The following is a 19232-nucleotide window of genomic DNA, read 5'->3' as shown; positions in this document are numbered from 1 at the left end:
TTTTATTTTATCTGAAAATCTCTTTGAATGCAGCTTTAGAGAGAATAAAAACCAGAAAGCTTTTAGTTTGAAGATAAAAAATGATAAAATAACAGAAAAAGATGTTGGAAAATATGAATAAGAATAAAACATATTTAATTTTATTTGTAATGTTTTGATATTTTATAAAAATATGATATAAAGAGATACAGAAAATTAAGTCTAAGACCGTGAAGTTTCAAAATAATTAAATAATCTGGTATGATTGTTACAGATTGTTATACAAAAAAAACAGAAAAGGAAAAAAAGAAAAAATGAAAAATCAAACACTTATAATTTCATTCTTATTTTTACTTTTAATATTTTCATGTACAAGTGAAGAGGGGAAGAAATTTTTACAAAAATTTCAAAAAGATGAGAAACTGAAATTTGAAATTGAGCAGAAAATTGCAGATACAAATGGAATATCGGTAATAGCAGATATAGAAAACAGTTACTATGGAATAGACGGAAAACTCAAGAATGAAGAAGTGATATTTGTTCCGGTCAAAACTAAAGGAGACCTTCAAGTTTACGGTAAAATCAGAGTCTTGGTTACTACTTCCGAAATAATAAAAAAAGAGATTGTCCATAAAACTAATTCAAAAAAATGGTACACTGATTATATGAGAAAAATTAATTCAAAGGACAGAAAGATTGATCTGGATAATTCAGATTTCAAGTTAAGAATAGAAGAGCAGATATTAGGTGTACTTTTTAAAAAAAGATACGGGGATTTACTAAAAAAATTCAGTAATAAAGAATTTGAGATAAATGGTAAAAAAATAATACTTGATGGGAAAAATACAAAATATTACAGTAAAACAAATATGGACAGTCTTGATAATATAAAATTCAAAATTTCAAATGAAAATTTAAGAGGAAAGATTCTTGAGGAGTATGCAGGAGGAAAATTAGATGCTCTTTCCAATTATGAGATTGAGGAAATCCTTGAAAATACTATTCAGGATGAAATAGAATCTTGTAATGAGAAATCAAAAGGAAGCAGTATAAAATACCATTGTATAACCAATAAACCAAAGAATTCTCTTAAGTCTTATCCAGGCTCATTTTATTTTATGGTAAAAAATGATAAAAATGCAATATTATCAAAAGAAGAAATGCAAAAATTTATTATTATGGTTATGGAGTCAATAAATTATGACATGCCGGAAGATTATATGTTTTATTTTAGTACTTATGAAGGAGAAAGTGTAGGATTCTATATAGAGAATAAAAAAGTAGAATTTATTGAAAGAAATTAAATTGATATTTTGAATTGTCAGTTTTGAATAGAATTTCATTAATAATTATTTTATAAGAAGGAGAATTTTTATGAGAAAAAAAGTATTTTTTTTATTTATAGCGGTTTTTTTTATTAGTATATCAACACCACCTGATTATATAACAGGTAAGGAAACTGCGTTAGGAATAAAGAACGGGGAGCTCTATACTATATTAGAATTAAATGATAATAAAGGAAATCATTATCTTAATGATAGAAAGAATTTTTTACTAAAATACAATAAAAATGGTGTGAGAAGTCAGGAAATACTGATAAAAGATTATAAATATACAAGCTGTGAAATTCTGCCTGAGAAAGAGTGTACAGGCTGGAAAAAAGAGAAAATCATTGAAAAAACATCAGTTTTATCAGAATTATATGATGAAGATTTTGATTTTATATTTTTTGAAGATTTTGGATCAGATTATGATTATGAAATGAAAAAAGACGGACTGTATATAAAGTATAAATGGAATGAAAAGTCTAAAATGGAGAAGCTGTTTTCAACAGATGAATTGTTAAAAACGTTTACACATAATCTTAATTCAGCAAATTTTGGGAAATTAGATATATTAAAAGAAGAGCTGACTGCAGATAATAAAATAAAAATTATAGGTATATACAGAGATTTTTTAAATAACAATAAAAAGTATTACCTAATAAATTTTGAAAATTTTGAAGCAAATGTAAGCAGGATTTTTATAAAGTAAAGGATAACTAATAAAAAGTATGGCTCCCTAAGTTTGTACTTTCATAAAGTTAGTATTTTAAGTAAGTGAATAAAAATTATATGATAAAATGAAGTGTGAAGAAGATTCTGTTATAGCAATGAATTATAATATAAAATTATTTTAAATTACAAAAAGTGTAAGGGATAGTTTATCATCAGCAGACAGAATATATACAATAGTTTATTTTGGTACAATAAAGCTGAACAAAAACAAGTCGTGATCTTTCCCGCTTTCATACAAAGGACTGTATAAAAATAAAAATTTTTTGGTACAGTTCCTTTTTTTAGTGGAGCAATAATTATTACAATTCAGAATATGAAAACATTTTTTAAAACATAAAATTGACACATTTCAATGATAAAATAAATATATAGTAAAAGAAAAGGAGTGTTTAGATGATAAAAAAAGTGGTGAATTTTAGAATATTAATACAAATAATTTTTTTAGGTTTTATGATATTTTCTGTTACAATTTTAGAGCGTTCAATATCAAGATTAATTGTACTGAGTGTTACATTTTTGATAGGAAGTTATCATTGCGGATGGATATGTCCATTTGGAACAATACAAGAGTATATGAGTAAAATTAGAAAAAAATTTATAAGAAAAACTTATAATGTTCCTGAAAAAATTGATAAAATATTATCACCAATACGTTATATACCATTATTTATAAGTGTTATACTTATTACAGATGTATTGAATGCAAGGAAAATAATGTTTAGTTTATTGAGAGGCAAGCAAATAGCAATAATTTCACTAGTTGTACTTATAATATTTCTTATATTTTCTCTCTTTATAGACAGACCATTTTGTAGATGGTTTTGTGTGGACGGTGCCAGATACGGACTTTTGAGCTTTGGGAGAATTTTAACTATTAAACGAGATAATGAAAAATGTGTAAACTGTCAAAAATGTGATAAATCCTGCCCAATGGAAATAAAAGTTTCTCGACATAATGAAATATTAAATCCAAAATGTATAAACTGTTTATCATGTATTGCCGAGTGTCCTGAGCGGAAAACATTAAGTATAGGAATTAGAAGCTTTTCAGGAAAATACAATCTTATTTCATTTTTTGGAGCTTTAGTATTTGGAATTTGGATATTGACAAGATTATTGAAATAAACTTGTTCAAAATTTTTACTTTATACTTTAATCCCTTGACAATCTATATATAATATTATACGCTTTTGTTAAGATTTGACGAAAGTTTCTGAAGGGAGATTAGAAAAATAATTTTGAGTAATATTGATTAACAAATAAGAAATATAAAGGAATTGACACCATCTAGAATATTTTAAAATTATAAAAAGAACTGGGTGGTAAGATTATCACAATTAGCAGTGATACACATCAAAAGAAATATTTAGGGGCCTGTATTAATATTCAAAAAAAGAATTGAAAAACCGGAATTTGAATATTACTGTACTTATTAGAGTATGAAATCCATTTACCATTTATTGAATGATTAAAAATAGAAAGGAAGATCTAATATGAAAATCGAACATATTGCAATGTATGTAAATGACTTAGAGGCGGCAAAAGAGTTTTTTATAAAATATTTTGATGCTGTATCAAATGAGATGTACCATAATCAAAGGACAGGATTTAAATCCTATTTTCTCAGCTTTGAAGATGGAGCGCGTTTAGAAATAATGACTAAGGAAATAATGGAGGATACAAAAAAAACTTTAACCAGAACTGGTTTTATACATCTGGCTTTTAGTGTAGGGAGTAAAGAAAAAGTCGATTCTTTGACATCAAAAATGAAAGAAGACGGTTATGAGGTAATAAGCGGACCACGTACAACTGGTGATGGATATTACGAGAGCTGTATAGTGGCTGTTGAAGATAATCAGATCGAAATAACAGTCTAATTAAAATAATATTTGAAAGCTATTTCTTAAAATTTTTTGCGGGGAGCAAGTATATCTGCTTATCAAGTAGAAGGTATGAATTTAGAAGATGGAAAAGAGTCTTCCTGTCAGGATATAAAAAAGTTTCAGAAGGGACATCGGATTTAAAGATTTACCCTGATCATTACGTTATTATCAAGAAGACACTGCATTAATGACAGAAATAAGATTTAAATCTTAGCGTTTTTCTGTTCCATGGACAAGAATTTTACCGGAAAAGAAACATCAAAAGGAAACAAAGGCTTTAAATATAATATTTATGACAGTAAGAATTATTTTTACAAAAAATTTGGTTCATGGGGAAAGAGAACATGGAAACTTAAGAAAAGGAGATAAAGGAATTAGTTTTCTTTATAATGGAAAAGCCCGGAATTCTAAATTAAGCTTGGGGAAGGAAAATAACTTCTTCATAAAATATATGAAATATAAAAATAACTTCGATTATAAATTAATAATTGAATCTCTGGCGGAACTATCGGACAGATTTTAATAAGCTTAGAAAATACAGGTTTTTTACACTTTTTCTCTAAATATAAATAAGGATTACCCTGAAAAGGCAATCCTTATTTTTTTAGAATTTATATGTATAGCCAAGTCCAAGACTGGTTATTGATTTCTTATACCGGACTTTTGATTTTTCAAAATCCGCTCCCGGAACAAAGTGTTCGTCAACTCCATTTTCGGAATTATAATGGATATAAGCCAAAGAAAGGACAAATTCATTTTTTTCATTTGGCTTGAATATTACACCTGTTCCGTATAACTGAGAATTTAAGGCAAATTCCGTATCATCATAAGTAGCTCTTGAAGCACCGGTATCAGCTATATTTATTCCGGCTGTCCAGGTAAATTTATCATTTATATCATACATTATACCAATACCTGCTTCGTTTCCGTCATCATAATTCTGATTATCTATATTGGCAGCTTTATTAAAATAATGGCTATAACTAAATAAAAGCGTTACTTTATTTATCTTATTGGATACTCCTGCTGATAGTACGGCAGGCAGATCACGCCGCATCTTATTTCCATCTTTATATTCAGGATAAAAAGTCGATATCCCCAGACTTCTGTTCAGAAATCCAAGATAAATTTTTTCATCTTCACTAGTGCTAGCTTTGAAATTTAGTTTAACGGGAGTTTCAAATTTTAAGGCTATATTTAAGGTGTCGGTAGGCTTTATATCTATTCCCAGAATTCCCCCAAATCCGTCAGCAGTTCTTTTGGAATCAATATGAAGTGCGTTGCCGTCAACTATTGCACCCAGAGGACTGGATTTGTTATAGGAGTATTCTGCATGTCCTGATAGTTTTCTTATTCCGTAAACATATTTTCCTCCTAATGAAACAGAAACCTTGTCATTCAAAAGATAGCTTATTCCCACAGCACCCTGAAAGTATCGGTTTTCTCCGTCAAAGTTACCATTTTCTAAATTTGCGTTTAAAGCTCTGGAAGTATTTTTCAGCGGATCCAGTTTATTTATTCCCTGAGCTGCTAATTCCAAACCCGGTACACCGTCTTTAAAATTTAAAGTAGCTCCTCCGGCTATAATGCTTGTATTGAAATAGTATGAGAATTTTTCTTTTTTATATACCAGATTAAAACTAGGAGTAACCGGAAAATCATCAGCCTTGTATTTCTGACCGTCTAAAACTGTAGATTCTTCAACACTTGATAAAAAAGCATTTATATTTAAATAAAGTCCGTCATCTAAATATACAAGTCCTGCCGGATTAAAAAATGCACTTTCTACAGAAATATTAGCAGTTTGAGCCGGATTCCCCAGATAAACAGAGGAATTATTCATCAGATAGTCGATGCTGGCTCCGCTGGCTGACAGAGAAATTACCATAGGCATTAATAGTTTTATTAACTTTTTCATTTTTCTCCTTAGATTTTATTATTTTAGTTGGGTAATGGTATTTTATACATTTCAGTTTTCTGAAGTTTAGCAGTTATATTACCAATATTATCATTTGGCTGTATTCTAACTTTCATTAAATCAGAGCCTTTTTCATAGTTAACCTTTTTCATATCGAGCCAAACTAAATTCGGACTGTTTGTTGCTTCAAAATAATAAATTTTATTAGTTATATCTATAACACTTCTCCATCTTGTAGTACTGCTGTCAGGTCTGTCAGGATTATTATTAATTCTGAAAGGCTGTGAAACATTTCTTGTTACGCTGAATATTTTGGCAATTCCATCTTCATAGTCAGTAGGCTGCGGTAAATTTTCAAGATAATACATTGCTCTTACGAATCTGTCTGCTGCTTCAGAGCTTCCGGGAAGTTCTTTAGATCCGCCAAAGACTTTATACTGCTCTAAATTTTCTATCTGTTTATCATAAGTTGGTGAATTTGTCATAACAACATATTCTTTTCCATGATAAATTACCGGCTTTCCATTAACATATTCTATCACGGCAATATCTCCGCTTTCATCGGCTAAATAAAGGTGGACTCCGACTTTTCTTCCTTCAAATTCCGTATCAACTAATTGGAAATTAGTTTTTTTAGTGAATGCCACAGCTTCTTTAACAGTAGCAAAATTATCAAGATAATACTGCAGCCAGAAACCTAAGGCCATACCTTGAGTTTTTTCATTTCTTTTACCGAAATCTGCCTCGCCAAGCCATAAAACATGACCTGTAAGACCTTTTTCATTCATTCCGTCAATGGGGGCCTCAAAAAAAACAATCGTACTTCCATATTTAGATTCCCATTTCATACTGTTTTTCCCTACCATCCCATCTCTTTTTATACCTCTGGGAAGTACCCAAAATTCAGTTTCTACATTTGTATACCAATCCATATTTCTCCCTATAAGTTTATCAGGGTTTTTATTCCAGTAAATAACTGTACACGCATAAAATATTGTACTTACAAACAAAAAAAGAAAAAATAAAAATGAAAATTTCTTGATTCTTTCCATTTTAGTACCTCCATAAATATAAATTTAATGATATTATATAACATGTAGAAAATTAAAGCAATATAATTTATAAAAGTATAAAAATAAGGAGTGGAAAATTTTTGTTTATATAGTATAATAAGAATATATTTAATAAATAAACTATTAGATATTTTACAGTGAAATAATCGGAAGAGTATTAGAAAAGTATATATGAAATGCCTGAAATAAATAATAGATTTAAAAAAATTTGGTTAATGTAATGAAAGAATATTATTTAAATACTGATAGACTTGTCAAAGTGGTAAAGAAAAACCAGGATTATTGATAAAGAGTTATAAAAAGTATATTTTATCCGTTTTTTTAGAGCTGATTATGACGTATTATATGCAGATAGTGTTTATCAATATGCAGCAGCGGGCGGAAACAGGGGAAATTACCCTTGGGTATTAAACCGGAAAGATAGCTTAGAGGAAGAAATATATAATTAATTAGTCAAAATGGCTATGATGCAAAATTACTTAAAAAATTTTAGAATAGGCAGAGGATAATTATGTTTGAAAATAGAATAAAAAGTATTAATAATAAAAAGATGGATAAAAACGGTGATTTTATTATTTACTGGATGCAGAGAAGCATAAGAAGTTCCTATAATCATTCATTAGAATATGCAATTCATTTAGCAAATGATTTAAAAAAAAATTTATTGGTAATTTTTTGTTTTGACAGAAAATTTTCAGAAATGAATGAACGAAGCTGTTATTTTCTTTTTGAATCGCTTAAAGATGCGGAGAAAAACTTAAAAGACAGAGGGATTAGATTCATAGTTTTAGATTCAAGTCCTTTGATAACTAAGATTTTGGAGTATTCAAAAAGATCTGTCTGTATTATAACCGATAGGGCATATTTAAAATATTTGAGAAAAATAAGAGAAGAAGTCGGGGAAAAAGTTTCTGTAAGAATGATTCAAATAGAATCAGATGTAGTAGTGCCGATAGAAATAGCATCTTTAAAAGAAGAATATTCAGCAAGGACTCTCAGAGGAAAATTACATAAGGTTTTAGATTTTTATTTAAATAAAGATTTTGAATATACTAAATATGAAATGAATTATCTAGATGAAATTAAAACTGATTTTGATTTAGAAAAAATACATGAAATAATTGAAAGCCTGAATATAGATAAAACAGTAAGAAAATCAAATTACTTTACCGGAGGAGAAAATACGGCAAAAAAAATTCTGGAAAATTTTATTTCTGAAAAATTAGAAGGATACAGTAAATTTAGAAATAATCCTGAATTAGAATATCAGTCAAATTTGTCTCCTTATTTGCATTTTGGAAATATATCTCCTTTATTTGTGGCAAAAGAAATTTCAAAATCTGAAAAAAACAGAGAATCTTTGGAGGAATTTTTGGAAGAACTTATAGTAAGGAGAGAATTGGCAATAAATTTTATTTATTATAATCAAGATTACGATAAATTTCAAAATATGACATATTTATGGGCATATGAAACTATGAATAAACACAAAAATGATCAAAAAGAGTATGTGTATTCATTAGAAATTCTTGAAAAAAGTGAAACACATGATGAATACTGGAATTCGGCTCAGAAAGAAATGATGGTAACAGGTAAGATGCATGGCTATATGAGAATGTACTGGGCAAAAAAAATAATAGAATGGACTGAAAAATTTGAAGAAGCTTATGAAATAATAAAATATCTGAATAATAAGTATTTTATTGACGGCAGAGATGAAAACGGTTATGCAGGAATAGCATGGTGTTTTGGAAAACATGACAGAGCTTGGAATGAAAGAAATATTTTCGGAAAATTAAGATATATGAACTCAAATGGTTTGAAAAGGAAATTTGATATAGAGAAATATGTGGAGAAGATAAATAAACTATAGACTTTTTAGGAATGGTGATAATTTCATGAAAAGATTAGAGAGAAAAATAAACATAGGCATATCAGCATGTCAATTAGGTGCAAAAGTAAGATATAATTTTAAAGGTTGGGATATGCTGGGATATTTAAAACGAGAAAAGGAACTTTTTATATGGCATCCAATATGTCCCGAAGTATTGTCAGAATTAGGAGTACCAAGAAAGCCCATAAGATTAGTAGGGGGAAATGGTGATGATTTTTGGGATAATAAAGCAATTGTGAAAAATTCTAATGGTCAGCAGGTTAATCATGAAATAATTAGAGGAATGACAGAGAGTTTAGAATTTTTAAAAAGAGTAAAAGCAGATGTATTTATTTATATGGAGGGGAGTCCGTCTTGCGGAGTTTATAGAACAACCTTAAAAAACAGCAGGCTGGGAAAGCCGCCGGGAATTTTTGGCTCATTATTATTAAAAGAGAACATTTTCCTTATTCCTTCGTCTGACCTGCAAAGTCCGATAAAATGGTGGGACTGGAGAAGAAGGATGTATGCATATATATGGTTAAAAGAGCAAAATTTTGAAAAAGCAGATGAAATTTATGAAATATGGCATACACTAAAATTCTTGGTTCAGGAAATTAACCGTCAAAATGCAGATGAAATAGGCAGAAAATTGTCAATGTTAAAAACTTATGATTTTCAAAAAAGAAATGAAATAAAAAAAGAAATAATGGATTTACTCCGTAAACCTTCAAGTACAGAAAAAATAAAAAATATGCTATGGAAAAACTATAAATATCTTTCAAAAAAGTATGGTTTGAAATCTGAAAAGATCATGGAACCTAGTGAATTAAGAAATATAACACATTTAGCAGAAGAGGTTTTAGAAATAGAAAAATTGTCAAATTTAGAATCATTGAGTTTCGGGAGTTCTCCAATAAGTATAATGTTAAAAAAAGATTGAATGTAAAAAAATGCCTGTATTTAAGGCATTTTTTTATGGAACGGCTGAAGTTTACACGGAAATTGGGATACTATCTCAAAATATCAGTACCAGTCATGTTTTTCATTTCGGTCAAGCGAGTTAATTTTTTTCATATCTTCAGCAGTTAATTCAAAATCAAAGATATTCATATTTTCTTTGATGTGCTCCGGATTACTTGATCCCGGTATAGCAACGACACCCTTTTGAAGATGCCATCTGAGAATAATTTGAGCAGATGATTTGTTATGTACTTTTGCAATTTCTGCTATAGTTTCATTATTAAACAATTCAGCGGTATGACCTCTTCCGCCTAAAGGATACCATGCTTCCATTACTATTCCTTTTTCAAGCATATACTTAATTACTTCATTTTCCTGATAATACGGATGGATTTCGTTTTGAATAAGTGCCGGCATTATTGTGATTTGAGGAAGAAAGTCTTCAAGCTCGTCTATGTAATAATTAGATAGTCCGATAGAACGGATTTTCCCTTCGCTAACCGCTTTTTCCATTGCTTTATATGCTTCTATATCATGAGCACCGGGGTGATGCAGCAGAATTAGGTCTATGTAATCGACATCAAGTTTTTTCAGAGCCTCATTGATCGCATTTTCAGCATCTGCATATTGATTCATGTATAGTTTTGTTGTGATGAAAATTTCCTCTCTCGGAACACCTGACTCTCTGATTCCCTTGCCGACACTTTCCTCATTATGATATATATAGGCAGTATCTATCAGTCTATATCCGTTCTTAAGTGCAGCAGACACAGAATTTACACATATATCATCTTTTAAACTATATGTGCCGAGTCCGATGACAGGCATTTCATACCCGCTGTTTAACTTTACTGTTTTTGTATCAAAGTTAAAAGAAACATCAGATACAGCAGATTTGGCAGGTGAGGCAGGCGGTTCGACATTGTTTGTTGAGCTCGGGCTGCAGGCAGAGAAAGAAATCAATAAACTAAGTATACAGAAACTATTGAAAACTGTATTGATTATTTTGTTGAAAACAGCAGCTTTTATGCTTATACTTTTAATTTTTTTAAAAGCATGCTCAAGAATATTGTCAGATATCTGCATTATGGTATTCTTTTCGGGCATTATGCGGAAATTGAAATTGATCAGCTTTTGGATATGGGAAATGAAGCTGACAGAGTTGTTATTATTGAAGTTTATGATCATAATATTCATTCCTTTCTTTAGAAAACAGAATCTGTATGTTTTTTTTACTAAGTGCGGGGGATATGTGCTTTGAAACAGAAAAAATCTAATTCTTTAAAGAAAATCAGAACAAATTTTTCTGAATATTGTTCTGATTTTCCTGAATGAAGCTAAGAAGAAAGTCTGACTTAATTAAGCTTAATGACTATACATCATTATTTTAGATTTGTTTTGAAAAAATTTGTTAATTTATCAAAAGGAATCAAGTTAACACGATCATATAAATCAACATGTCCTGCTCCGGGAACAATATACAGCTCTTTTGGCTCGGCAGCCCGTCTGTAGGCATCTTCGCTAAATTCCTTAGAGTGAGCCTGATCCCCAGTAATAAATAGCATTGGACGCGGAGAAATAGTTTCAATATCGTTAAACGGATAAAAATTCATAAATTTTACGATGCTTGTCAGTGTCGGATGTGTTGTTAATTCAGGAGATGACCCATCTGGAGTGTACTCTCCGCGTGGAGTACGGTAAAATTCATAAAATTCCTTTTCAATCGGAGAAGAATTTTCGTCAATTTTATGTACTGTACCTCCTGTATATTCAGTAGGTCCTCCGTTAAATTCGACATAACGCTGTTCTGAAACTTTGGCAATAAGATTTTTTCTCTGTTCAAGCGACATTGAATTATTAAGTGCACTGCGGCTGGCAGTTCCCATATCATACATACTCACTGTAGCAACAGCTTTTATACGGGAATCTATTTTTGCTGCACTTATTGCAAAGCTTCCGCTGCCGCAGATTCCAAGTACTCCGATTTTATTTTTATCTATAAATGAACGGGTTCCCAGATAGTCCACAGCTGCACTGAAATCTTCGGAATAAATATCTGGTGATACAGCATTACGCGGCTCCCCTTCACTTTCACCCCAAAAGGATAAATCTATTGTCAGTGTGACAAATCCTTGTTCTGCAAGCTTTTGTGCATATAAATTAGAGCTTTGTTCCTTTACTGCTCCCATTGGATGTCCAATAATAATTGCGGGGTTTTTAGTATTCCGCTTCATATTTTTAGGAATAAACAAATTTCCTGTAACTTTCATTCTATATTGATTTTGAAATGTTACTTTTTCCTGATTTACCCTGCTGCTTTTATAAAAATTATCTGCCCCGCTCACTGTATCGGCTCTCAGGCTGCTTCCCGCACCCATACTTATTAAGGCTATGCCGACAGCTGTTTTTTTAAAAAATGACAGAAATGATCTACTCATTATATTGCCTCCTTATAATTTAATATTTTATATTTTTCTTATATTATAATTATAAAAAAGTTTGGTATAATGTTCAAATACTTATTTTACATAGCCTTTCATGCTTAAAAACTATAATAAGAAATATAAAGGAAATATGTAAAGAAATAAAGATATCAATATAGTCCTGATCAGATAAAATAAATACACCATCCAGCAGCTCCGGCAGCTAATGTGATTACAACCGGATTGATTTTATAACGAATATGGGATATAAATCCTGCAGTCATTATTATAAGAGAAAACCAGTCAAAATTAAAATACTGCCGGGCAGAAAGATCAGATGTGTTTATTACAGCTGTAAGCATGAGAGATAATGCAACCGCGGAAATAAGCCCTGCAGAGGCAGCTTTGACACTTGTTAGAGCGGCATTCAAATAACTGTTGCAGTTTATTTTTTTTTCATACAGCATAAAGACAGGGACAAATATAAGTGATGGAATACTGACAGCAGCTGTAGCTGCCAGGGCTCCGGAAAAACCGCCATACAGCTGACCTACATATGTCGCTGAATTAACAGCAATAGGTCCGGGAATTAATACATCCAGAGCATTCAAATCAGCAAATTGATCAGCAGTCATCCCAAATTTAGATGCTTCTTCAAAAATCAGTGACAGCATTGCATATCCGCCGCCAAATCCTAAAAATCCTATTTTTAAAAATGTAAAAAATATTAAAAGTATCATTTTTTATCCTTTCCCGTGAAAATAATAAAGATTCCGATAAGAGCTGAAATCACAATCAAAATTGGTGCTTTGACAAGATTAAGTGCTGTGCATATAAAGCAGATTAACGCAATAATTATATTAACTCTGTCTTTCAAGCTGTACTTTGCAATTGTGTATGCTGCGGCAAATAAAAAAGATGCGGAAGTTGCACGGACAGCAGTTAATGCACTTAATATCGGACCCTGCTGCGGCAGCATTTGATAAAGTAATGTAGCAAGGGACATTAGAATATATGCCGGTAAAATAGCTCCGATTCCGGCAAAAATCATACCGCCTGTGCCATTTATTTTCTTTCCCACAAAGCAGGCATTTGTAAGGGCGATAACTCCGGGAAATGTTTGGGATAAGGCTGTATATTCGTATAAGCTTTCCTTATCGATTAAGCCGTACTTTTCACACAGTTCTCTCTCAATAAGAGGGAGCATAGCCATACCGCCTGAGAATGTGAATGCTCCTGCCAGCAAATAAATTTTAAGCAGTATAAAATTTTTATTCATGAAAACCTCCTAAAGTGTTTGAATATATATTATCAGTTTCTTAACTTGAATAAAAATATATATATGGTAAGATTAGTATAACTAAAAAGTTATGGGGTGAAAAAATGAATATACGGCAGTTAGAAATATTTTTGGCAGTATGTGAAACTATGTCTGTAACAGAAACTTCAAAACGGTTATACTTATCACAGCCTGCAATCTCCAAAACAATCAGAGAACTTGAAACTGATATTGGGATTTTACTTTTCGACAGAATTAACGGGAAGCTGCATCTTAATGAAGCAGGAAAGATATTCCGAATTAAGGCAGATCAGTTAATGGAAGATTTTGAAGCTCTAAAAAATTTTGACAGCCACAGCAGCGGGAAAATTCCTCTGAGATTAGGAATAAGTCTGACTATAGCGATGAACTCTCTGCCGTATGCAGTAGAACAGTTCAAAATTAAGTATCCCGAAACTCCTTTGAAGATATATTCGGAGAATGTTCAGCAGGTTCAGCAGAGATTGCTGAACGGAGAAATAGATATCGCCTTTATAGAAGGTTTTGAATCAAATCAAGGATTTAATACAGAGATACTTTCTGAATACTCACTCTTTTTAGTATGCTCTTCACATAGTAAATTTGCGGGCAAAGAAAAAATTAACCGTGATGACCTGCTTAGTCTTCCGTTTTTATTAAGGGAAAAAGGAAGCACATTGAGAGACTGCTTTGATGAATTAACGCATGAACTCAAGGCTGATATATCGCCTGTATTAGAAAGCATTAATACAGAAGTTCTTATAAAGGCCGCCCAAGCCGGTATGGGTATAACGGTACTGCCGGAGCCTTTGGCAATACAGTATTTAAATGACGGGATTTTTAAACGGCTTTATATTGACGGCTGTAAAATGTCTACTGTTAACTATGTTATAACTCTGAAAGGAAAAAACGGGAATAAAAGATATACTGATATTATTAACTATTTCAAAAAAGCCGAGGAACAATATGCAAATTTTATAAAATAAAGAATCAGATATTATAATTCTGGAAAAATGATTGAAAAAAAGATATAATTCACATATTATCAAAGAATATATTCAAAACACCGGAATATTTTTATGAGAATCTGCAGGTTCTGACTAAATCAGAAGGAATTTTATATGAATAACAAATTACACAGCAAAGTATATCAGGAATGGAGGAAATGATTTGAAAATTGCAGTAATTTACAAATCACACTATGGTACGACTAAACAATATGCAGAATGGATTGCAGAGGCATTAGATGCAAAGCTGCTTGAAAGATCGTCTGTTAAATCAGAAGATATCTCTGATTATGATCTTGTTATATTTGGCGGAGGGCTTTATGCAAGCGGTATTCTTGGAATTAATTTAGTAACAAAAAATCCGCCAAAGGAACTTATCCTTTTTACTGTAGGTTTGGCAAATCCCGAAGAAACGGATTATTCGAAGATACTGGATAAGAATCTGCCCGCAGAACTAAGGGATCAAGTAAAAGTCTTTCACTTTCGCGGCGGTATCGATTATAAAAAGCTGAACATTGTCCATCGAGGGATGATGGCTGTGATGAAAAAAATGACTATAGGCAATAAAGACTATACACAATTAAACAATGAGGAACGTGCCTTTATTGATACATACGGAAAAGAAGTTGATTTTACAAAACAAAATGATATTACGCCGCTTATTGATTATATAAAAAATCATATTGACAGGTAATTGAAAAATACGAGCTTGGCTGAATTTTAACTATACACTGTAAATAATGTATTATAAAGCTGGAAAACAGAAGTTTTAAATTTCTTGGATTTTAGGAAGTAAGTAGACGGATATAATCGAAAATATAAATAAATAATATTGTATTAGTAAAAATAGAGTGATAAAAAGCTCTATTTTTTTGAAATATAAAAAAATATAATAAAGTTTAAGATGTGAATTATTGTATACATGTGTATCGAAATATATTCTTAATTTTTTTGTCATAAGTATATTCTTTCATAAAAAATAATATTTGATACTTTTAGATCGATGTTCTATAAAAAGATTGTAAAATATTTTGTGGTTTTATAAAATAAAAAAAGTGAAGCCGAAATTCTATAGGATAAAACCTAATTAAAAACTATAATTATACGAAAATAAAATTTCCGTTGACAAATTAAATTGAAAATAATATAATTACAATTATAGATCATTGTTCTATTTTATAGAAAGGAATTGAGGAGCATATTTTTTTATGTTTCCCGGTTCGATAAATCGGTGGTGAAAACATGGAACAAACAAATAAAGAAAAACTAAAATCAAAGAAAAATTTTGGGAAAAATTTAAGTAAGAATAAAAAAGAACTCCAGAATTTAATAAAGGAGAAAATAAAACACGGAGAACTGAAATATATGTCTCAAATAGAAATTTTAGAAGGAATGCCAAGTTATAAATCAATAAAAAAAATTTGGACGAAAAAAGAATTAGAGGATATATTCGGAATAAAAATCAGAATTTCTTCATATTCAGACAGTGAAATTATTGAAGCTTACACCAGAGTAAAAGCAATGTATGGCAATGTAACTTCAAAATTAATGAAACAGGAAACAGGAATTGGAGTGGATTCTATCAGAATTCGATTTGGAAGCTGGAATAAATTTCTGATTTTTCTTGGAGAAAAACCGAAAAGAGAATTGAATAAAGTCACGGATACAAATGAAGAAATAATAAATTTTTACAGAAATGTATCTATGAAAGTAGGAAAAATAATATATGGAGCCAGTTTCACAGATTTGAAAAAATATGGATTTCCATATTCTAAATCAGTATTAGGAATAAGATTTACAAATATGAATAATTTGAGAGAACTGGCGGGGTTTCAAAAACGGTGTGAAAGAAATACGAAGTATACAAAACAATATTTAGGGAATATTTTATTTGAATATTATAAAATATATGGGAGAAGGCTAACACAAACAGAAATAATGAAAGATGAAAATTTGCCAAATCCGACAGCTTTCTTTAATTACTTTCAAACAACAGAAATAAGAAAAATATGGGATGAAGTACTTGAACTTCATAAAATCGAATAAATTAAAATTATAAAAAATTATAATAGCAGAGAATAAAAAGAAACAAATTTAAAATAGTAAAAAGTTCAGTTTTTACAGTGGTTTTGAAATAATTATACGGTTTTTGGAAAAATACTTTAATAAACTAATTGACTTTTAAAATAAATTTTGTTATAACTCAATTAGAATCTTGTATATGAAAATGTTATTATGAAATGTTAGAATCTGATTTTTATAATAATAGTTCTGAGTAACGATTTTGATTGGTAATCCAAGTAATAACAGGCAGTCGTATAAAAAAACTTATGAAAAGGAAGTACCTGCTTATGCTGATAAAAATAAAATGGATTTTGTTTGTTACAGTTTTTTTCATGATGGGGATCAGTGAACAGGCAGATCCTTTGCCCAGCTGGAATAATACAAATACAAAAAGAAACATTATAAACTATGTAGAGAATGCAGTTAATGAAAAAAGTCCTTATTATATTCCGGAAGAAGACAGAATAGCAACCTTTGATAATGATGGAACACTGGTACCTGAAAAACCGTTAATTCAGATATTGTTTTCTATCGAGAAGGTAAAGGAAATGGCTGAAAGCGATAAAAGTCTGCTGGAAAAACAACCGTTTAAAGCTATTGTGACAGGAGATAATGAGTATTTGAAAACTGCAAATGAAGATGAAGTAATAAGCCTGACATTGAAAACCTTGACAAATATAAGTGAGAGACAGCTGAGAGAAGAAGTTAAAGATTTTGTTTTTAAGACTACATATCCGCATTTAAACAAAACTATAGATAAGATAGTTTATAAACCGCAGATAGAACTCATAAAATATTTGCAGAAGAATAAATTTAAGGTTTATATCTGTTCAGGCGGAACAGTGGATTTTATGAGAGGGATGAGCAAAGAACTATACGGCATAGATTCAGAAAATGTGATAGGTTCGTCCAATAAATACAGCTATAACGAGGCTACAGGAGAGATGATTTTAGAACCTGAATTAAACTCATATAACGACGGCAGGGAAAAAGCAGCAAATATAGCCCTGATTATTGGGAAAGCACCTGTTATTTCAGTTGGAAATGTGGGAGCCGGCGGAGATATATACATGCTTCGTTACTCTCAAAATGGAAATAAAAATTATAAAACTTTGCAGGTATTAATAAATCATGATGATGATAAACGTGAATTTAAATACGGCGAAAAGAACAATATTTCTTTGAATTGGGCTGATAAATATAAATGGAATGTGGTTAGCATGAAAAATGACTGGAAAGAAATATTTTGATATAAATAACTATATTAAGGAGAATGCCTATGAGAGCCGATAATTTTATAAAAAAAACAGAAATTATTAAAAAAAATATTTTCAAAATTTGGATATCAGGAATACTGTTTTTATTAACTTTTCCAAGTTTTTCCGCTGTACAGCCTACAGAGAAAGAAGTAACAGACAGTTATCTGTATTTATTAGGGCGGTATTTAGTGATAAGACAGGAGAATCAGGATGTAAATATAGAAAAAAATAATTATAATAAAATAAAGTATAATACTCCCGGATTGACTGAATTCGCAAATCCGAATCTGGATGTAGTATATCTGGAGTCCTGGGTAGCTGTGGATAAAAACAACGGAGTTATTCTGAACGTACCGGAAATAAAAGACCGTTATTATACAGTGCAGCTTTTGGACGGCTGGGGAGAAGTCGTGGCAAATATAAATGAAAGAACCTATCCCAAGCATCCATACGGTAAATTTGCCATAGTGCTGAAAGGAAGCAATCCTAAAAATATTCCAAAGGATGCTTTGAAAGTAGAGGTGCCGTTTAATAAGGTAAAAATGCTGGCACGTGTGGAGCTAAAAGGAACCCCGGATGAAGCGGTGAGACTGCAGAAGAGATTTACTCTGGAAGCACCTGCAGGTATAAAGATAGAACCTGTAGTAAATATACCGGATTTTAGCAACTCGAAATTAATAGGAGCGGATATATTCCTAAAAGTAGATGAAGTACTGAAATCATATCCTGATTCTATGCCTAAAGCACCTGAATATCAGAAAACAGTGAAAAAAGTGGCGGATTATATGAAAAGCTCCGATGAAGCTAAAAAATATATTGAAAATATCATACAAACAAAAACAATTCCTGAATTTATGAAAAAAACAACGAGTTATGGTGTTGAAAAAGATGGCTGGGTTGCTACCTACGGAGCTGGAAATTTCGGAGATGATATTGTATTGCGTGATTCTATTAATTTTGGCGGTATTTGGGCTAATACAACAAATGAAGCAATCTATTTTGGCGGAACAAAAGATGCAGGGTCGAATCAATTGTTAAATGGAAATAATACATATAAAATAGTATTTTCAAAAGATGAACTTCCAGATTTAATGGCTGATGCATTTTGGTCTATAACACTGTATAATACTCCTGACTATCATGTAGCAAAAAATGCATTAAATAAATATAATGTGAATAATATGACTAAGCTGAATAAAAATAAAGACGGATCGCTGACTATCTGGGCAGGGCCGGAGCTTCCCAAAGGAGCTTTTAGAGAAAACTGGATTCCAACAGAAAAAGGGAGAGAATTCGTATTAACATTTAGATTATACGTACCAAAAGAAGTAGTGAGAAATGGTTCATGGACTCCGCCCGCAATACAGAAAATAAAATAATGATTTAGAATATTAAAATCAAATATATTATCATAAGAAAATAAAGCATCAAACTGA

Annotated in this window: 20 protein-coding genes; 14 read left to right on the top strand and 6 right to left on the bottom strand. The window is 30.7% G+C overall.

Annotated features, from left to right (window positions below; translation table 11 throughout):
* Positions 1-293: 293 nt before the first annotated feature.
* The 6 genes from STERM_RS17325 to STERM_RS22310 all read left to right on the top strand — a co-directional run bounded on the left by STERM_RS17325 (position 294) and on the right by STERM_RS22310 (position 4442).
* A complete protein-coding gene (locus tag STERM_RS17325) occupies positions 294-1283 on the top strand; it encodes a hypothetical protein (protein ID WP_012862925.1) in 990 nt (329 codons plus the stop codon).
* 70 nt (positions 1284-1353) lie between these two features.
* Positions 1354-2013, top strand: a complete 660-nt coding sequence (locus tag STERM_RS17320) for a hypothetical protein (protein ID WP_012862924.1) — start codon at positions 1354-1356, stop codon at positions 2011-2013.
* Between the two features lie 416 nt (positions 2014-2429).
* On the top strand, positions 2430-3161 hold the full coding sequence (locus STERM_RS17315) for a 4Fe-4S binding protein (protein WP_012862923.1): 732 nt from the start codon (positions 2430-2432) through the stop codon (positions 3159-3161).
* A 368-nt stretch (positions 3162-3529) separates the two neighbouring features.
* A complete protein-coding gene (locus STERM_RS17310) occupies positions 3530-3913 on the top strand; it encodes a VOC family protein (protein WP_012862922.1) in 384 nt (127 codons plus the stop codon).
* Between the two features lie 36 nt (positions 3914-3949).
* Positions 3950-4060, top strand: a complete 111-nt coding sequence (locus tag STERM_RS22860; protein WP_211205111.1) for a family 1 glycosylhydrolase — start codon at positions 3950-3952, stop codon at positions 4058-4060.
* 151 nt (positions 4061-4211) lie between these two features.
* Positions 4212-4442: a hypothetical protein gene (locus STERM_RS22310; RefSeq protein ID WP_041310098.1), complete on the top strand. Its 231-nt coding sequence runs from the start codon at positions 4212-4214 to the stop codon at positions 4440-4442.
* An 81-nt stretch (positions 4443-4523) separates the two neighbouring features.
* On the opposite strand, the gene STERM_RS17300 is transcribed toward STERM_RS22310, so the two are convergent.
* Both STERM_RS17300 and STERM_RS17295 read right to left on the bottom strand, forming a co-directional pair.
* Positions 4524-5837: an OmpP1/FadL family transporter gene (locus STERM_RS17300; protein WP_012862921.1), complete on the bottom strand. Its 1314-nt coding sequence runs from the start codon at positions 5835-5837 to the stop codon at positions 4524-4526.
* Between the two features lie 23 nt (positions 5838-5860).
* A complete protein-coding gene (locus STERM_RS17295) occupies positions 5861-6889 on the bottom strand; it encodes a linear amide C-N hydrolase (protein WP_012862920.1) in 1029 nt (342 codons plus the stop codon).
* 332 nt (positions 6890-7221) lie between these two features.
* Here STERM_RS17295 and STERM_RS22855 point away from each other — a divergent pair, with 332 nt between their 5' ends.
* The 3 genes from STERM_RS22855 (at position 7222) to STERM_RS17285 (ending at position 9726) form a co-directional block, all read left to right on the top strand.
* Positions 7222-7359 carry a lipocalin family protein gene (locus STERM_RS22855; protein WP_081439693.1) on the top strand — a complete coding sequence of 46 codons (138 nt, stop codon included), beginning with the start codon at positions 7222-7224 and terminating at the stop codon, positions 7357-7359.
* Positions 7360-7421: 62 nt separating this feature from the next.
* The gene (locus tag STERM_RS17290; RefSeq protein ID WP_012862919.1) at positions 7422-8783 is read left to right on the top strand and encodes a deoxyribodipyrimidine photo-lyase; all 1362 of its coding nucleotides are present in this window, start codon (positions 7422-7424) and stop codon (positions 8781-8783) included.
* A gap of 25 nt (positions 8784-8808) precedes the next feature.
* Positions 8809-9726 (top strand): 2-thiouracil desulfurase family protein, encoded by a 918-nt coding sequence (locus tag STERM_RS17285; protein WP_012862918.1) that lies wholly within the window; start codon positions 8809-8811, stop codon positions 9724-9726.
* A gap of 83 nt (positions 9727-9809) precedes the next feature.
* Here STERM_RS17285 and STERM_RS17280 read toward each other — a convergent pair whose 3' ends face one another.
* From STERM_RS17280 to STERM_RS17265, 4 genes are all read right to left on the bottom strand, one after another.
* Positions 9810-10853 (bottom strand): aldo/keto reductase, encoded by a 1044-nt coding sequence (locus STERM_RS17280; protein WP_211205110.1) that lies wholly within the window; start codon positions 10851-10853, stop codon positions 9810-9812.
* Between the two features lie 275 nt (positions 10854-11128).
* Positions 11129-12184 carry an alpha/beta hydrolase gene (locus STERM_RS17275; RefSeq protein ID WP_012862916.1) on the bottom strand — a complete coding sequence of 352 codons (1056 nt, stop codon included), beginning with the start codon at positions 12182-12184 and terminating at the stop codon, positions 11129-11131.
* Positions 12185-12354: 170 nt separating this feature from the next.
* Complete coding sequence (locus STERM_RS17270; protein WP_012862915.1) at positions 12355-12909, bottom strand: chromate transporter; 555 nt, start codon at positions 12907-12909, stop codon at positions 12355-12357.
* On the bottom strand, positions 12906-13448 hold the full coding sequence (locus STERM_RS17265; RefSeq protein WP_012862914.1) for a chromate transporter: 543 nt from the start codon (positions 13446-13448) through the stop codon (positions 12906-12908). The genes STERM_RS17270 and STERM_RS17265 overlap by 4 nt, the downstream gene beginning before the upstream one ends.
* 104 nt (positions 13449-13552) lie before the next feature.
* Between STERM_RS17265 and STERM_RS17260 the strand changes: the two genes are divergently transcribed.
* The 5 genes from STERM_RS17260 (at position 13553) to STERM_RS17240 (ending at position 19175) form a co-directional block, all read left to right on the top strand.
* The gene (locus tag STERM_RS17260) at positions 13553-14452 is read left to right on the top strand and encodes a LysR family transcriptional regulator (protein WP_012862913.1); all 900 of its coding nucleotides are present in this window, start codon (positions 13553-13555) and stop codon (positions 14450-14452) included.
* 184 nt (positions 14453-14636) lie between these two features.
* Positions 14637-15167 carry a flavodoxin domain-containing protein gene (locus STERM_RS17255; protein ID WP_012862912.1) on the top strand — a complete coding sequence of 177 codons (531 nt, stop codon included), beginning with the start codon at positions 14637-14639 and terminating at the stop codon, positions 15165-15167.
* Between the two features lie 548 nt (positions 15168-15715).
* Positions 15716-16519 carry a hypothetical protein gene (locus STERM_RS17250; protein ID WP_012862911.1) on the top strand — a complete coding sequence of 268 codons (804 nt, stop codon included), beginning with the start codon at positions 15716-15718 and terminating at the stop codon, positions 16517-16519.
* A 284-nt stretch (positions 16520-16803) separates the two neighbouring features.
* Positions 16804-17787, top strand: a complete 984-nt coding sequence (locus tag STERM_RS17245) for a haloacid dehalogenase-like hydrolase (protein ID WP_041310095.1) — start codon at positions 16804-16806, stop codon at positions 17785-17787.
* Between the two features lie 29 nt (positions 17788-17816).
* Positions 17817-19175 (top strand): DUF1214 domain-containing protein, encoded by a 1359-nt coding sequence (locus tag STERM_RS17240; RefSeq protein WP_012862909.1) that lies wholly within the window; start codon positions 17817-17819, stop codon positions 19173-19175.
* Positions 19176-19232: the final 57 nt, after the last annotated feature.

Origin of the sequence: Sebaldella termitidis ATCC 33386 (assembly GCF_000024405.1) — a bacterium.
In the GTDB taxonomy this organism is placed as follows: Bacteria; Fusobacteriota; Fusobacteriia; order Fusobacteriales; family Leptotrichiaceae; genus Sebaldella; species Sebaldella termitidis.
This window is presented reverse-complemented; position numbering and strand designations above follow the sequence as displayed.

What these genes read in the sequence shown, in the direction of transcription:
- STERM_RS17325 (WP_012862925.1), top strand. Translation starts at nt 294, where the DNA reads ATGAAAAATCAAACACTTATAATTTCATTCTTATTTTTACTTTTAATA.
- STERM_RS17320 (WP_012862924.1), top strand. Translation starts at nt 1,354, where the DNA reads ATGAGAAAAAAAGTATTTTTTTTATTTATAGCGGTTTTTTTTATTAGT.
- STERM_RS17315 (WP_012862923.1), top strand. Translation starts at nt 2,430, where the DNA reads ATGATAAAAAAAGTGGTGAATTTTAGAATATTAATACAAATAATTTTT.
- STERM_RS17310 (WP_012862922.1), top strand. Translation starts at nt 3,530, where the DNA reads ATGAAAATCGAACATATTGCAATGTATGTAAATGACTTAGAGGCGGCA.
- STERM_RS22310 (WP_041310098.1), top strand. Translation starts at nt 4,212, where the DNA reads ATGACAGTAAGAATTATTTTTACAAAAAATTTGGTTCATGGGGAAAGA.
- STERM_RS17300 (WP_012862921.1), bottom strand. Translation starts at nt 5,837, where the DNA reads ATGAAAAAGTTAATAAAACTATTAATGCCTATGGTAATTTCTCTGTCA.
- STERM_RS17295 (WP_012862920.1), bottom strand. Translation starts at nt 6,889, where the DNA reads ATGGAAAGAATCAAGAAATTTTCATTTTTATTTTTTCTTTTTTTGTTT.
- STERM_RS17290 (WP_012862919.1), top strand. Translation starts at nt 7,422, where the DNA reads ATGTTTGAAAATAGAATAAAAAGTATTAATAATAAAAAGATGGATAAA.
- STERM_RS17285 (WP_012862918.1), top strand. Translation starts at nt 8,809, where the DNA reads ATGAAAAGATTAGAGAGAAAAATAAACATAGGCATATCAGCATGTCAA.
- STERM_RS17280 (WP_211205110.1), bottom strand. Translation starts at nt 10,853, where the DNA reads ATGCCCGAAAAGAATACCATAATGCAGATATCTGACAATATTCTTGAG.
- STERM_RS17275 (WP_012862916.1), bottom strand. Translation starts at nt 12,184, where the DNA reads ATGAGTAGATCATTTCTGTCATTTTTTAAAAAAACAGCTGTCGGCATA.
- STERM_RS17270 (WP_012862915.1), bottom strand. Translation starts at nt 12,909, where the DNA reads ATGATACTTTTAATATTTTTTACATTTTTAAAAATAGGATTTTTAGGA.
- STERM_RS17265 (WP_012862914.1), bottom strand. Translation starts at nt 13,448, where the DNA reads ATGAATAAAAATTTTATACTGCTTAAAATTTATTTGCTGGCAGGAGCA.
- STERM_RS17260 (WP_012862913.1), top strand. Translation starts at nt 13,553, where the DNA reads ATGAATATACGGCAGTTAGAAATATTTTTGGCAGTATGTGAAACTATG.
- STERM_RS17250 (WP_012862911.1), top strand. Translation starts at nt 15,716, where the DNA reads ATGGAACAAACAAATAAAGAAAAACTAAAATCAAAGAAAAATTTTGGG.
- STERM_RS17245 (WP_041310095.1), top strand. Translation starts at nt 16,804, where the DNA reads ATGAAAAGGAAGTACCTGCTTATGCTGATAAAAATAAAATGGATTTTG.
- STERM_RS17240 (WP_012862909.1), top strand. Translation starts at nt 17,817, where the DNA reads ATGAGAGCCGATAATTTTATAAAAAAAACAGAAATTATTAAAAAAAAT.